This window comes from Actinosynnema sp. NPDC050801 (genome assembly GCF_040673975.1).
In the GTDB taxonomy this organism is placed as follows: domain Bacteria; phylum Actinomycetota; class Actinomycetes; order Mycobacteriales; family Pseudonocardiaceae; genus Actinosynnema.
On record NZ_JBFAQZ010000009.1, the window covers coordinates 253,351 to 267,801 of the forward strand.

Here is a 14,451-nt window from a genome sequence, read left to right on the forward strand (position 1 = left end):
GTGACACCACGGCCCGCCGTCATCGCGATCGCCACCACCCCTACCACCGCGCTCGACCAGGCGCGGCAGCTGGTCGAGGCCGTCCTCGACGGACCCGCACGCACCGCGCCCGAGCACCACGCCGTGCTGCTGACGCGCCCGCCGTCGGACCGCTTCCCGGTGCGGCTCACCGAGGCCGTCCACCGGCACAACGACTCGTCCGGGCCATCGCTGCGCTTGCGGTTGGTCTTGGCGGACGGCGAGATCGGCGAAGCGCTCGCCGTCCTCGATTCCGGCACCTTCCGGTCCGCCCACGCCGAGTCGAGCCGTCCGGTCATGATCGCGGTGACGGAGGGTTACGCCCGTACCCACCCCTTTACCGAACCCGACCGCCACCGGGTCGTGCGCGTACCCGGCGTGACCGAACCCGTCTGGCTGCTCGACGCGAGCGTGCCGGACACCGAGGCGCTGTTCCACGCCCTGATGGCGGTGCCGTCGATGGCCCGCGAGGAGTCCCGCCGGCTGGTACTGGACCTGCTGCCCCCGTCGATCGCCGCCGCCGTGCCGCACCACCCGGTCAGCGCGGTGCACGTGAGCGGCCTCCTGCTGACCTGCCTGGAGCACGAGGGCGGCCTGACCGCACTCCGCCACGCTTTGCACGTGGTGGAAGGTGAGGATTCCACACCAATGAGGCGAATCGAGACCCTATTGCGCAAGGAATCCGGCCTCGACTGAGCGACAATCCGTACGGTGTAACCGGAATAGTGTGCTACGGGAAGGAGTTGGAACACTGCGCGCAGACCGCTCGAATGGGGGACCACCATTGGTCCACGCGGACGACACCGGCGGCCGAGGGCTGCTCATTCCCCTGGCCGACGCGTTGAGCCACGTGCCGACCCTGGCCGACCGCGCCAGTCGTAACATGGTCATCCGGATGATGTCCGCAGAATTGCGGGAAACCTTGACGGTCGAGGAGCACTCGACCACTTACGGCCACCTGTTCAGCCTCGCCGAGGTGTGCCAGCAGAGCCCGGAACGTTTAGCGGCACTCATTCGTATCGTAAGCCGGTTCGAACAGGGCTCGCGCGCAATGGTTGAATTGCGCCGCGTCGTCACCGACCTGACGCCGCTCGACCTGATTCGCACACCCGAACGAGCAAGGTTGTTCACGTTGCTTGCCGGCGTCGTCGTGCCCGACATCGCGGACATCTACCGCGTCGTGGCCGGACCGACGGCTCCGGGCCTGCACGGGCCGACCACCTACTTCGAGGTGTTCCGGGTGTTGGAGACGCTCAACGCGGGTCCGGACGGCCTGCCGCGCCCGCTGGTGCTCGTCGAGCACATAGCCGCGCGCGTCCGCACCGAACTGGCGATCGAGCTGCACCGGTGGAACGAGGCCCAGGCGGTGTCGATCAACCTGCTGCCCGAGCTGACCGCGGTCCGGGAGAGCCTGCGCCCGGAGACCGCGCAGCCACTCACCCCGCCGCCCGGCTCGCCTGCCTACCTCGTGCTCCAGCTGCGCCGCGAGGGGCCGACCGGGGAGGTGTACCGGTTGTCGCACTGGCGCCAGCTCGGCGCGCCCAGCCCGTGGTCGCCCCTGCACGGCGAGGACTTCCTCGGCACGCTGGCCGAGGTGAAGCGGCGGGTGGCCGCGCTGATCGAGAAGGTCGAGGACGACTGGGCGCAGTACAGCCCGGACATCCGGATCGAGTTCGTCCTCGACTACGAGAACCTCAACCTCGACGTCGACCAGTGGCCCTGGGAGAACGACGAGTTCATGGCCCAGCCGATGGGTTGCCGGTACCCGGTGGTCGTGCGCAGCCTCGAACGGATGGCGATGCGCAAGTACCACCGGGAGTGGCGGCAGCGGTGGGACGAGCTGACCGGCCAACTCGGTCGCGCCGGCGGCCTCGCGCACACCGCCACGTGCCGCGCGTCGAGCGAGGGCGAGCAAGGTCTGCGGGAGCTGTTGACGCGGTTCAACCGCGAACGCGGGCTGGTGTCGCTGGTCCTCAGCGCACCGCCGAAGCAGGAGCACGCCGGGCGAGACGAGATCGCGGCCGGTGTGAAGGCGGGCGTGCCGCTGGCGGTGTGGCACCGGCACGACTGCGGCACGCCCGAGTTCGCCGAGGTGGTCGAGTCGGTGTTGCACGGCCAGGACGAGCTGCACCTGCTGGAGCGCGTCCGCTTGGCCCGGACCACGGCGTTCGCGGAAGGCCCCGGGCGACGCCACGTCGGCGAGGCGCTGACGATCCTCTACGACGATCCCGAACGGCTCGTCGTGCCCAGCCAACCGGGGCCGCCCCTGGAAGGGGTTGCGGTCGGATGAACGACGGCCAGGTCCACTCCGGCACCGTCTACCACGGCACGGGCGACGTCGCGCGCACGCCGGTCGCCGACCTGCCACCGCCCCCGCCGTGGCGGACGTTCACCGGTCGCGGCAGCGCGTCCCGGCCCGACGACGACGGCGGCGAGGGCGACCGGCGGGTGGGTGGCGTGCGCACGGTCCGGCGAACACCGCACGCGAACGAGGTCGCGATGGTCAACGCCGCGATCCGGTTGCGCCGGCCGCTGCTGGTGACCGGCGCGCCCGGCACGGGCAAGTCATCACTCGCCTACCTGGTCGCGCGCGAGCTGGGGCTGGGACCGGTGCTGCGCTGGCCGATCACCAGCCGCACCACGCTCAAGGACGGCCTCTACCTCTACGACGCGATCGCGCGCGTGCAGGCGGTGGGCGCGAACGACCCGGACGCGGGCATCGGCGACTACGTCCACCTCGGTCCGCTGGGCACCGCACTGCTGCCCTACGACCTGCCTCGGGTACTGCTGATCGACGAGTTGGACAAGGGTGACATCGACCTGCCCAACGACCTGCTCAACACGTTCGAGGAAGGCGAGTACGAGGTGCCGGAACTGGTCCGGTACGCCAAGCACCGCGACGAGGTGGAGGTGCTGACCGCCGACCGCGGGCACACCGCGACCGTGCACCACGGCGTCGTGCGGTGCCGCGAGTTCCCGATCGTGATCATCACCAGCAACGGCGAGCGCGAGTTCCCGCCTGCGTTCCTGCGCCGCTGCCTGCGGTTGCACGTCCGGCAGCCGGGCCGCGAGCAGTTGGGCGAGATGGTGGCGGTGCACTTCGGCGACGCGCACGGCGTGGACGTGGCCCGCCTCATCGCCGACTTCCTGAACCACCGCTCCGATGTAGGCACGGTGTCGGCCGACCAGCTGCTCAACGCGGTGCACCTGGCCACGTCCGGCGCGTACCAGCCGGACGAGGAGTGGACCGAGCTGCTCAAGGCGATCTGGCACCCGTTGTCCGCGGAGGCCGGATGACCGGACCGCGGACCGGGGCGCCGGCCGGTGAGGTGCTGCTGCAGCACCTCGACGCGACCGACAGCCGGGTGGAGGTGCTGCGCACTGCGGACCTGACCTTGCGCGAGGTCCGGGACTCGTTGTGGCTCGCCGGCGCGCTGCGCCCACCCGGTCCCGAGCCCATGCCCGCCGGCGCCGGAACGGGTGCCGACGAACCACCCGCCCCGGTGCCTTCGGACGAACCGGTCCCCGAGGAGCGCGAAGACCTCACGCCGACGCGCGGCACCGAACCCGACCCGGAACCGGAGCCGCACGCGGAGCTCGATCCAGCTCGGATCCAGCGGTGGACCCAGACGCCGACGACGTTGACGCAAACCGACCCAGTGCTCGCGTTGGGCGGCACGGTCAGCGCGGTGTCGGCGTGGCCGACCGTGCCCGCGCTGCCGGAGCGACTCGGGATCAGCCGGGCGCTGCGGCCGCTGGGGCGCAGGCAGCCGTCGCCCCGGCGCAAGGCGTTGGACGAAGAGGCGACCGCCGTCCGGGCCGCGCGGGACGGTCTGTGGCTGCCGGAGTGGCGCGCCGCGCCGTGGCGTCGGTTCGAGGTGGCGCTGGTGGTCGACACGACCGTGGCGGCCGAACTCTGGCGGCAGACCGTGCGCGAGTTCCGCGTACTGCTGGAGCGGCAGGGCGCGTTCCGGGACGTGCGGACCTACGAGCTGGACAGCTCGCCGGCCGCGGCCCGGGACGTGGGGCTGCGGTCGGAGGGCGGTGCCCGGCACGAGTGGCGGTACCTGGTCGAGCCGACGGGCAACCGGATCGTGCTAGTGCTCACCGACACCATCGGCCGCGCCTGGCACAGCGGCGCGGTCGGGCACGTGCTGCACGAGTGGGGCCGGTCGATGCCGGTCGCGGTGGTGCAGACGCTGGCGCAGCGGCTGTGGTCGTGGGGCGGCCTGCCGACCAGGCGGATGCGGCTGTCCGCGCCCTCGCCGGGGGTGCCGAACCGGCGGCTGCGCATCGCGGGCGCGACCGGCGACGGTACGGCCGTGCCCGTGCTCGGTCTGTCCGCCCGGTGGATGGCGGGCTGGGCCCGGCTGCTCACCGCGCCGGGCTCGGAGTGGATCGAGACGACCGCCGCGCTCGTCACACCCCAGATCGCGCCGCCGCCGCGACCCGACGAGGGCCACGAGCCGTTGACCGCGGCCGAACGCGTGCTGCGGTTCCGCACCTACGCCTCGGTGGACGGGTTCCAACTCGCGGGCCTGCTGGCCGCCACGCCGCTGAGCCCGAAGCTGATGGGCTTGGTGCAGCGGGTGCTGCTGCCCGGCTCGGACCTCTCGGCGTTGGCCGAGGTGATGCTCGGCGGCCTGATGACGCGGCTGCCCGACGCGCACCGCGGGAACGGCGCGACCGACGCCGTCGCCTACGACTTCGACGCCGGTGTCCGGGAAGAGCTGCTGGCCACGTCGCGGCGCTCGGACACCGCGCGGGTCGCGCGCGTGCTGGACCAGTACGCGGGCGGCGACAACGAGGCGCTGCGCAACTTCCGACTGGCGCTGGACGAGCCGGACCACACCGCGGAACCGGAGCCGTCCCCCGAGAACGTGCCCTACCTCAAGGTCCAGGAGGCGGTGTTCCGCGCCCTCAGTGGACCGTACAGCCGACGGTCGCAGCGCATCCGGCGCTCCCTCGGTCTCGGCGACCGGACCCGCGTACCCCCTGGTGGCGGAGCTCCGGACGGCACACCGAATCACCAGGAGAACAACTCTGTGACGAACATCGACACCCGGCCTCAGGCACCAGAGGCCGGGTCGCTGCCGCGCGAAGGAGAAGACGTGAACGCTCCCGGGAGCCCCCTGTTCACCGGCGAGCGGCAGCCCGGTTCCACACAGCCGCAGGTGTGGGGTCACGTGCCGTTGCGCAACCCGGACTTCGTCGGCCGCGGCGACCTGCTGGAGCAGCTGAGGATGAGGCTCAGCGAGCTGGGCCCCACCGCTGTGCTGCCCGAGGCCCTGCACGGCATGGGCGGTGTCGGCAAGTCGCAGACGGTGGTCGAGTACATCCACCGGCACGCCTCCGAGTACGAGGTGGTGTGGTGGATCTCGGCGGAGCAACCCGCGCAGATCAAGTCCAGCTTCGTCGAGCTGGCCAAGAAGATCGGCGTGGCCGCCTCCGGTTCGGCCGAGACCGCCGTGCCCGCCGTGCTGGAGGCGCTGCGCCGCGGCGAGCCATACCGGCGTTGGATCCTGGTGTTCGACAACGCCGACCGCCCGCAGGACGTGCGCCAGTACTTCCCTGCCGGCAACGGGCACATCGTGGTCACCTCGCGCAACTCCGAGTGGGGAGGCTTCGCCCGCCCGGTCGCGGTCGACCTGTTCACCCGCGCCGAGAGCATGGAACTGCTGCACCGCCGTGCGGGTGACCTCGACGACGCCGAGGCTGACGCCCTGGCCGAGGCCCTCGGCGACCTGCCGCTGGCCGTCGAGCAGGCCGCCGCGTGGCGCGCGCAGACCGGCATGCAGGTCTCGGAGTACCTCCAGCTGCTGGAGCAGAACCGCACCGAGCTGCTGGAGGCGGGCACGTCCAGCGAGGACCAACTCCCGGTCGCGGCAGCGTGGAACGTGCCGCTCAACCGCCTGAAGAACGACCACCGGGCCGCGTTCCAGCTGCTCCACGTGTGCGCGTTCTTCGGGCCGGAACCCATTTCCCAGAAGCTGTTCCGCGGCGTCCGCGACATGCCCGTGCCGGACGCGTTGCGCGAGGCGTTGAGCGACCCGATCAAGCTCAGCCGCGCAATCCGGGAGATCAGCCGGTACAGCCTGGCCAAGATCGACCACCGCAACAACGCCCTGCAACTGCACCGCCTCGTGCAGACGGTGATGAAGAACCGCCTCAACCAGGAAGAACGGGACCTCATGCGGCACGCGGTGCACGTGCTGCTGGTCAACGGCGACCCGGGCGACCCCGACGCCTCGACCAACTGGCCCCGCTACGCCGAACTGCTGCCGCACGCCCACGTGTCCCGGGTGGTCGACTGCCAGGACCGGTGGGTGCGGGTGCTGGTGCACAACCTGGTCCGGTACCTGCTCAACGCCGGTGACTTCGCCGGCGCCCGCGACCTGGCCGGCCAGGCGTCGGAGGCGTGGCGCAAGTCGTTGGGCGAGAAGGAGTTCGACACGCTGGAGGTGACCCGCCGGTACGGCATCTCGCTGCGCAGGCTGGGCCGCATCGAGGAGGCGCGCAGCCTCAACCAGCGCACCTACCAGCTGTTCCGCGAGGTGATCGGTGACGACCACGAGGGCATGCTGAACATGCTGGACACCCTCGCGCTCGACCAGCGCGCCCAAGGCGTGTTCGGCGAGGAGCTGCGGACGAGGCAGCGCGTGCACGACCGGGCCGTCGAGATCCTTGGCGAGGACGACCCGCAGACCCTCACCTACGCCAACAACCTGGCCAGCTCGTTCCGGTTGATGGGCGACTACGCCAAGGCGCTGGAGATCGACCAGGACGTGCTGCGCAGGCGGGACGCGGTCATGGGCACCGACCACCCGCTCACCTTCGCCTCCTACAACAGCATGTGCATGGACCGGCGGGAGCTGGGGCACTACGCCGAGGCCGCGCGGCAGCAGCGGGACTCCCTGGTGCAGCAGCGGGAGTTGTTCGGCGAGGACCACCCGCAGGTGATCGGTGCGTCGCGGAACCTGGCGGTCGCGCTGCGCAAGGCGGGCGAGCACGTGCGCGCCCGGGAGGTGATCGAGGACGTCATCAAGCGCTACCGCAAGCGGCACGGCGACGAGCACATCGACACCACCACGGCGCGGATGAACCTGGCGCTGGACCTGCGCCACCTGGGTGAGCTCGACCGGTCGTTGGAGCTGGCGCGGCGCAGTCACGAGACGTTCCAGCGCATCGTGGGCCGCGACCACCCGTACACCCTGGTCACCGGGATCGCCCTGGCGGTGACGTACCGGGCGGTAGACGACATCGACGCCGCGCTGGCGCTGGACCGGGAGCTGCGCGCGACGTTGACCGAGGTCTTCGACGCCGACCACCCGTTCACCCTGGTCGCGGCCACGAACCTGGCCAGCGACCTGGCCGCCGCGGGCGACCACGCGGAGGCACGGGCGCTGGACGAGGACACCCTGGAGCGGTCGACCAGGGTGCTCGGCCCGGAGCACCCGTCGACCCTCGCGGTCGCGTTGAACCTGTCCATCGACCTGGGCAACCTCGGTGACGAGAACGCGGCGGCGGTGCTGCACTCCCGCACTGTCACGGGCTACCGCCGGGTGCTCGGTGACGAGCACCCCGGCACGATCGCGGCCACCCAGTACGTCCGGGCGAACTGCGACACCGACACGATGCAGTTCTGACGCCGTCAGCCGGTGGAGGTGGTGGCCCGGTCGAACCAGGTCACCAGTTCCACGGGCGATGGCGCGGCGCCGGTGCGCACGGCCACCCCGCGGTGCACCGCGCGCACCTGCTCCGGCGCCCGCCGCAGCACGTCCGAGCCGAGCGCGAGACCCAGTCCCGCCCACGCGGCCACGTCGTGCGGCGCGGCATGCAGCCTCGCGGCGAAACCCTCGGCGGCCGAGTCGCGCATACCGCGCAGGTAGGCGAATTCCGGCCCGTCCCGGTGCGGTACCCGGTCGAACTCGCGCGGGTCCAGCACGCGCAGCTTGAGCAGCGCCGCCAGCAGCGACTCACCCGAGGCGGCCGCGGGCACGACCGTGCCGTGGCCGAACTCACCCCGGTCGAACGGGCGGCGGTCGAACGGGCGGCGGTCGAACGGGCGGCGGTCGAACGGGCGGCGGTCGAACGGGCGGCGGTCGAACGGGCGGCGGTCGAGCCACGCCGCGACCGCGTCACCGACGGCGTGCGGATCGGGTCGGACGTGCCGCAGCCGCCAGGTGATCGCGTGCTCGGCGGTGACCTCCTCCGCGACCTCGGTGATCTCCGGTGCGGCGTCCGCCAGCCCGCACGCCGCGAGCCGAACGGCCACCGCCGCGACGAACTCGCGTCCGAGGTCGGTGAGCTCGACCAGGCCGCGCATCCCGTCGATCGCGAGCCCGACCTGCCGCGCCCGGTAGGCGAGGGTGAACTCGGCTCGCCGGGCCAGCGCCGCGGGCGCGAGGCCGCGCTGGGCGTGCCAGAACTCGACCACGCTGACGAACGCGTACACCCCGTGCAGCAACCCGTCGATCGGGCGAGGGTCGTCCCGCCACGGCGCGTAGTGCCGCGGCGTGGAGTCGGAGGTGTGCAGGTCGACCAGGTCGAGCAGCGCGTTGACCTTGGAGTGCTGCAGCTCGTGCACGAGCGCTTCGCCGAGCTCCGTCGCGGAACGCTTGGGCGACATGGCGATGGCGCCGAACGCCGCCGCCGAGGACGCCGCGAACACATCCCGCCGCGCGTCCAGCGGAACCACGGTCGACAACCCGGCCGACAGCTCCTCTGCCGCGCCGGGGTGCCGTGCGGTCAGCAGCTCCCATGCCTCGTCCAGGTACTTGCGCCACTCGTCCCACTCGCCGTCACCCAACGGTGCCGGTGGCACCGGTCCGCCGAACTCCCGGTACGGCCCGAGGTCGTCCACCACCACTTCGACCGCGTACCCGCGCGCGGAACTGCGGTGCCGTCGAACGGGTTGCCGGCGCACTGCCCCCGACACCTCGACCACCGTGCCGGACGCCGAGTTCACCACGCGTGCCTGGCCGACGGGGAAGGACCCGGTCAACCGGTACGCACCGACCGTCGGCAGCGTCACGGCGCCGTGCACCACCGGCACGGTGACCGCACACGGCTGTCCACTGCGAACGGCCGCGGCGGCGGCCACGGCGTGGAACCAGCCGACCTCCGACCACAACGGCGTCGCGTCGCCCGCCGTACCCACCACCTGGCGCAGGGCGCGGCTCAGCCAGACGCCCACCGAGTGGTGCATCAGGACGTCCTCGACCACATCCGGCGCGACCCGTTCCACTTCGGACAGCAGCGTCCAGGCCCCATCCAGGTCCGCGAACGGGCCGAGTCGGTTCGCGATCGGGGAAGCGGCCTCGAGAAAAGCGCGGAGGCGCAGTTTGCGGACGCTGTACTGCGTTCTCCGCAAAAATGCCATTCCAGCCGTGGAGACCGGACCCGAGCAGATCTCGTCGAACACGAATCGGGGCAAGCGGTGTGTGCTCAGCCCGACCGGGTTCACGCGTCCCGCCCTCCCGCCTGCTCCTGCACCGAATCGCCGAAGTCACCCAAGCGGAACCGGTGGAGCAGGCGGTGAACGGCCTGGTCGAGCACGGTGTCGCGCAGCGTTCTCATCTCGGACAACGACGTCGAGGTCAGATCCAACAAGTCCGAGGACAGTTCTTCTGGTGTTTCCACGGTCATACCGGCCGCCTCCCCGATACCGCCCGATTCCATCATGCACGAACATGCACATGTCCGGGAGTGGCCGAACGGATAATCCGTCCGACGGCCATCGGGCCTACGACGAACGGCCCCCTTCGACCGCGCGGATCTCCCGATCGGATCTCCGGCGGCGCGGCACCTGCGCGGAAACGCGGTGGCACGAGCGACGCGCCGGTACGGTCGCGGATCGTGGACATGGTGCGGGTCACGTCGAAGACCCAGCTGAGCGGGGCGGGCCTGCCGCGCGATCGGCCGGTGCTGGTGCTGGTCGGTGGCGCGGACGGGATGGAGCGAACGGACCTGGACGCGTTGGCGTCGGCGCTGCGCGACCTGGTGCCGTTGCTGGACGAGTGCGGTGCGGTGGTGGTCGACGGCGGCACGGACGTCGGCGTGATGCGGGCCGCGGGTCGGGCGCGGGCGGCGGCGGGCGGGGCGTTCCCGTTGATCGGGGTGGCCGCCGAGGTCGCGGTCGACGTGGGTGCGTTCGAGCCGAACCACACCCACCTGGTGCTGGTGCCCGGTGGCACGTGGGGCGACGAGTCGCCGTGGCTGGCCGACGTGGCGGACGTGGTCGCCGGGTCGCAGCCCTCGTTGACCGTGCTGGCCAACGGCGGCTTGATCACCTTCGACGACGCCGAGCACAGCCTGCACCGCGACCGGCCGCTGGTCGTGCTGCGCGGCAGCGGGCGCACCGCGGACGCCATCGCCGACGGCGCGGACGAGCGGTCCACCGCGATCGCCACCTCGCCGTTGACCACCGTGCTCGGCTACGCCGACCTGCGGGCCCACGTCGACCAGGTGTTACGCCGGGAAGGGGAGTGATGACCGCGAGGGGTCTGGGGGACGACGACCTACCGGGGCTGTTCGAGGCCGCGGACAGCGCGTCGCTGGACGGCCAGCACCGGTACATCCGCGCGGTGCGGCTGCGGCTGCTGCTCGCGGTGACCGCCGCCGCGACCGGCGCGGTGCCGTTGATCATGGGCCGGGTCGACGTGGCCGCGATCGGCACGGCGATCGCGTTGGCCGCGGTGACGGTCACCGAGCTGAACTTGAAGGCCGCGCGCCCTGAGGACCGCTGGTACGACGGGCGGGCGCTGGCCGAGTCGGCGAAGAGCCTGGCGTGGAAGTTCAGCGTGGGCGGTCTGCCGTTCGACAAGGACGGCGGCGAGGGGGCGACCGAGCACCGGCTCATCCAGCAGATGCACGAGCTGCTGGAGGACGCGCCGCCGACGAGCATCAAACCGTCGCAGCGGCCGGTCGTCACGGAGGGGATGCGGCTGCTGCGCGCCGCGCCGCTGGCCGAGCGCAAGGCCGCGTACCTGGAGGCGCGCATCGCCGACCAGCAGCGCTGGTACACGGCCAAGGCGGCGCGCAACGAGCGGCTGGCCGGCTGGTGGCGGGCCGGGTTGCTGGCGATCGAGGTGGTCGGCATCTGCGCGGCGTTGGCGAAGGCGGTCGGCGCGGTCCGGTTCGACCTGGCGGGCGTGGTGGCGGCGGTGATCGCCGCGGGTACGGCGTGGATCAGCCTGCGCCAGTTGTCGACCCTCGCCCGCGCCTACACGTTCGCGGCCAACGAGCTGGCGATCGTGCGCGGCCGGTTGGAGTTGGTGCAGGACGAGGCGTCCTGGGCGAGCGAGGTCGCGGACGCCGAGGAGGCGGTGAGCCGGGAGCACACCATGTGGCGGGCGTCCCGGACGCGACCCTCCAGTTGACGGTTCGTCGGGGGGCGGCGCGGGCACCCGCCCTCGCCGCCCCCCTTCGGCCCCCGCCCGCAACGGTGCTGGTAGCCGGCCGGCACGGATCACGCCTCGGTGAGCGTCGACTCACCGTCCCCGTCGCAACTCGCCCCTGGACGGCGACTCCGCTCCCGACGACGGGGCCCGAACCGGATCCGGCACACCGCGAGGTTCGCGCGGACGGGGCAGTCCCGGTGTGCGCCGGCGTTTCACGCTCTCGGCGTGCGAACGGCTTGGCGATGGCCTCTTAGAAGGGGACGCAAACGCTCACGCCGCGATAGCAGACGACTCCTTCGAGGAAGTAGCGGGGATCTTCGGTGGTCATCCAGATGTAGACCTCATTGGCCCCGCCGACGGTGTTCGCGTCGAGCGTGAAGGGTGCCGACCCGACCCGGTCGCACCAGGTGCTGGAACTGGCGTCGTCCAGGAAGGTGTCGTTGTTCCACGCCTCTCCGTAGATCCGCCTGCACCCGACGGCCTTGAACGTTCCGGTGACGCCGACCGCCCGGTTGTACCAGGTCACGGTGCCCCTGTAGTAGCTCGCCCCGTACACGATCGAGAAGCTGCTGGTGGGGTAGCCGGCGACGGTGGCGGTGTCGGCGGGCGCGGTGGCGGGTGCGGCGAGAGCGGCGGCGGGTGCGGCGGTGGCGGGTGCCACCGCGAAGATCATTCCGGCGATCGACGCCACCGCGGCCAGGACCGCGCCGACCCTCCTCGTGCGGCTCTTCGCCTTCGGTGTGTCCTTCAACCTCATGTGACAACCACTCCCAGGGTTCTTCGAGTAACAGGTGCACTGGCGCGTATCACCGTCGTGCGGAGGCGACCGCCCGGAATCGGGCGGTGAACGTTGCCGCCGCTGTTCGGCCACACCACTCAACCCCGCGCGGACCTCGCACCGGAAAGCATTCGAGCCAGTTCAAATCCGCCGCGACGACTGCTAGCGTCCGGGCGGTGCTCACGCTGCGTGTAGACGCCGACACGGTGGCCAGGACGCGGTTGTCACCCTCCCCGGCGTCGGAGTCCATGGCGTGGCTGAAGCTCACCGCCGCGTCGGGACGGCACCCGGTGTTCGGAGATCCCGGACCACTCGCCCGCGCGTCACTCGCCCACCCCGACGTCGCCCTGCTCGCGGACCTGTTGCCGCAGAACGGCGACACCTACACGCCCGACCTGCTCACGCCGCAGCCGGGGACGGACGCGCAGCGTCGTGACCTGCTCGACGAGCAGATCGCGCGGATCGAGGCGACGGCGCAGGACGACCTCGAAACCCAGGTCTTCACCTACACCCGGACCCACTGGAGCAGGCCGCTGCGGGCCGCGACCCGCCGGATCGCGGAGTCGGGGCGGATGCAGCGGCGCCTCGCCAACGGCCTCGCCCGGTTCTGGCGGGACACCCTGTCCGACGGCTGGCCCGAACTGCGCTCGATCATCGACCAGGACATCGTCCGTCGTGCGACGGCCATCGCCACCCACGGCGTGGGCCGGATGCTTGGAACGCTCCACCCCGACATCGACTGGGCCGGCGACGCCGTCACCCTCGCCCGGACGTCGGACGGCGAGATCGACGTCACCGGCCGGGACCTGGTCCTCGCCCCCGGCGTGCTCAGCTGGTCCGACCTCGTCATCCAGGTCGACGTCCCCGGGCAGTTCGTCCTCTACTACCCGGCCCAGCGGATCGGAGCCGGCCGCGACCGCGGCTCCGGCGGGATCGTGCAAGTGGTGGGCAACGCCCGAGCGGCCCTGTTGGCAGACCTCGACACCGCCCGGTCCACCGCGGAACTCGCCACCCGGATCGGGTACACACCGGGCACCGTCTCCTACCACCTCGCCGCCCTGCACCGCGCACGCCTCGTCACCAAGGTCAGGGACGGGCGCTACGTGCTGTACCAGCGGACCGCTCAGGCGGCGCGCCTGCTCGAAGAAGCCCGCGACTAGCCGTAGTGCCCGCAGGCCAACGACGCACAGCCCGACGGCGTTCGTGCTGCGTTCCATCGCCGCGCTCGGGTGCGACACTGATCGAGGACGTGACGACTCGAAGGAGCTCGGTGTGGCCTCTGACGCCCTCGAAGGACCGGTCCCGGCGTCGAGCGGACGGGGCCAGCTGATCCTCGACCTGCTGGACAAGGCCATCGGCCTGCAGACACCGCTGGTCCGCAAGAACATCGCCCGGGCCCGCCAGCGCAACCCGGAGGCGACGCCGGCCGAGGTCGTCCGCACCCTGGAGCGGATGTACGTCAGCGCGCTGGCGGGCACGGGGGCCGCGGTCGGGGGCGTCGCCGCCGCGCCTGCCGTCGGCACCGGGATCGCGCTGGCGCTGTCGGCGGGCGAGGCGTTCTCCTCGCTCGAACTGAGCACCCTGTTCGTGCTCTCGGTCGCCGAGGTCCACTGTGTCCGGCTCGACGAGATCGAACGCCGCCGCACACTCGTCATGGGGATCCTGCTCGGCCAATCCGGCTCGACGACCATCGGCAAGGTCGCCGAGCGCACCGGCCAGCACTGGGGCCGCCAGCTCGTCAGCAAGGTGCCCACGGCAACGCTGCGCCAGATCAACAGCGTCCTGGGCAGGAACTTCATCACCAAGTACGGCACCAAGCAGGGGATCATCGTGCTCGGCCGGGTAGCCCCGTTCGGCATCGGAGCAGTCATCGGCGGCGGCGCCAACGCCACCGTCGCCGCCCTGGCCGTCCGCGCCGCCCGGCGGGCATTCGGCCCGGCACCGCAGTCGTGGCCCGAGACATCGCCGGAGCCCAAGCCGGAGTCCCCGGACGAGACACCGCCGGGAGCCGTGCCGAGGGTCGTGCTGGAGCCCGCACCGGAGTCGACCCCGGAACCAAGCCCGCGGACCGGCTGAACCTCGTCAGGCCGGCAGGCTCCTGCTACCGGCAACCACTTCGCCCGCTCCGTTCCGCTCGAAGTTGGCGGACTGTGTGCCGTTGAGCTGCGGCCCGCCAACCAGCCCTGGACAGCTGGACACCGGTTTGACCGGCACAACGCCAGTCATCTTCCCGGCCCGCCGCGTCGACGTCCT

At 71.8% G+C, this 14,451-nt stretch carries 11 protein-coding genes; 8 read left to right on the plus strand and 3 right to left on the minus strand.

What is annotated here, in order from left to right; translation table 11 throughout:
• Genes AB0K14_RS22100 through fxsT form a run of 4 tightly spaced genes read left to right on the plus strand, consistent with a single transcriptional unit; the run spans nt 1 to nt 7,664 of the window.
• On the plus strand, nt 1-714 hold the full coding sequence (locus tag AB0K14_RS22100; protein ID WP_360455434.1) for a hypothetical protein: 714 nt from the start codon (nt 1-3) through the stop codon (nt 712-714).
• A 31-nt stretch (nt 715-745) separates the two neighbouring features.
• A complete protein-coding gene (locus AB0K14_RS22105) occupies nt 746-2,308 on the plus strand; it encodes a hypothetical protein (protein WP_360455437.1) in 1,563 nt (520 codons plus the stop codon).
• Entirely contained in the window at nt 2,305-3,315 is a 1,011-nt protein-coding gene (locus AB0K14_RS22110) for a MoxR family ATPase (RefSeq protein ID WP_360455440.1), read from the plus strand. Before AB0K14_RS22105 ends, AB0K14_RS22110 begins: the two co-directional genes overlap by 4 nt.
• Nucleotides 3,312-7,664: an FxSxx-COOH system tetratricopeptide repeat protein gene (gene fxsT / locus AB0K14_RS22115; RefSeq protein WP_360455442.1), complete on the plus strand. Its 4,353-nt coding sequence runs from the start codon at nt 3,312-3,314 to the stop codon at nt 7,662-7,664. Before AB0K14_RS22110 ends, fxsT begins: the two co-directional genes overlap by 4 nt.
• 5 nt (nt 7,665-7,669) lie before the next feature.
• Here fxsT and AB0K14_RS22120 read toward each other — a convergent pair whose 3' ends face one another.
• Both AB0K14_RS22120 and AB0K14_RS22125 read right to left on the minus strand, forming a co-directional pair.
• The gene (locus AB0K14_RS22120; RefSeq protein WP_360455445.1) at nt 7,670-9,391 is read right to left on the minus strand and encodes an HEXXH motif-containing putative peptide modification protein; all 1,722 of its coding nucleotides are present in this window, start codon (nt 9,389-9,391) and stop codon (nt 7,670-7,672) included.
• An 89-nt stretch (nt 9,392-9,480) separates the two neighbouring features.
• Nucleotides 9,481-9,666 (minus strand): hypothetical protein, encoded by a 186-nt coding sequence (locus AB0K14_RS22125; protein WP_360455448.1) that lies wholly within the window; start codon nt 9,664-9,666, stop codon nt 9,481-9,483.
• A gap of 216 nt (nt 9,667-9,882) precedes the next feature.
• Here AB0K14_RS22125 and AB0K14_RS22130 point away from each other — a divergent pair, with 216 nt between their 5' ends.
• Complete coding sequence (locus AB0K14_RS22130; RefSeq protein WP_360455583.1) at nt 9,883-10,509, plus strand: hypothetical protein; 627 nt, start codon at nt 9,883-9,885, stop codon at nt 10,507-10,509.
• Nucleotides 10,509-11,399, plus strand: coding sequence for a DUF4231 domain-containing protein (locus tag AB0K14_RS22135; RefSeq protein WP_360455451.1), 891 nt, complete (start codon nt 10,509-10,511; stop codon nt 11,397-11,399). Before AB0K14_RS22130 ends, AB0K14_RS22135 begins: the two co-directional genes overlap by 1 nt.
• Nucleotides 11,400-11,670: 271 nt before the next feature.
• On the opposite strand, the gene AB0K14_RS22140 is transcribed toward AB0K14_RS22135, so the two are convergent.
• Nucleotides 11,671-12,177, minus strand: a complete 507-nt coding sequence (locus AB0K14_RS22140; RefSeq protein ID WP_360455453.1) for a hypothetical protein — start codon at nt 12,175-12,177, stop codon at nt 11,671-11,673.
• Between the two features lie 197 nt (nt 12,178-12,374).
• On the opposite strand from AB0K14_RS22140, the gene AB0K14_RS22145 reads away from it, so the two are divergent.
• Together AB0K14_RS22145 and AB0K14_RS22150 are read left to right on the plus strand one after the other, a co-directional pair.
• Nucleotides 12,375-13,358 (plus strand): helix-turn-helix domain-containing protein, encoded by a 984-nt coding sequence (locus tag AB0K14_RS22145; RefSeq protein ID WP_360455456.1) that lies wholly within the window; start codon nt 12,375-12,377, stop codon nt 13,356-13,358.
• Between the two features lie 112 nt (nt 13,359-13,470).
• Nucleotides 13,471-14,274 (plus strand): hypothetical protein, encoded by an 804-nt coding sequence (locus tag AB0K14_RS22150; protein ID WP_360455458.1) that lies wholly within the window; start codon nt 13,471-13,473, stop codon nt 14,272-14,274.
• The last annotated feature ends 177 nt before the right edge of the window (nt 14,275-14,451 follow it).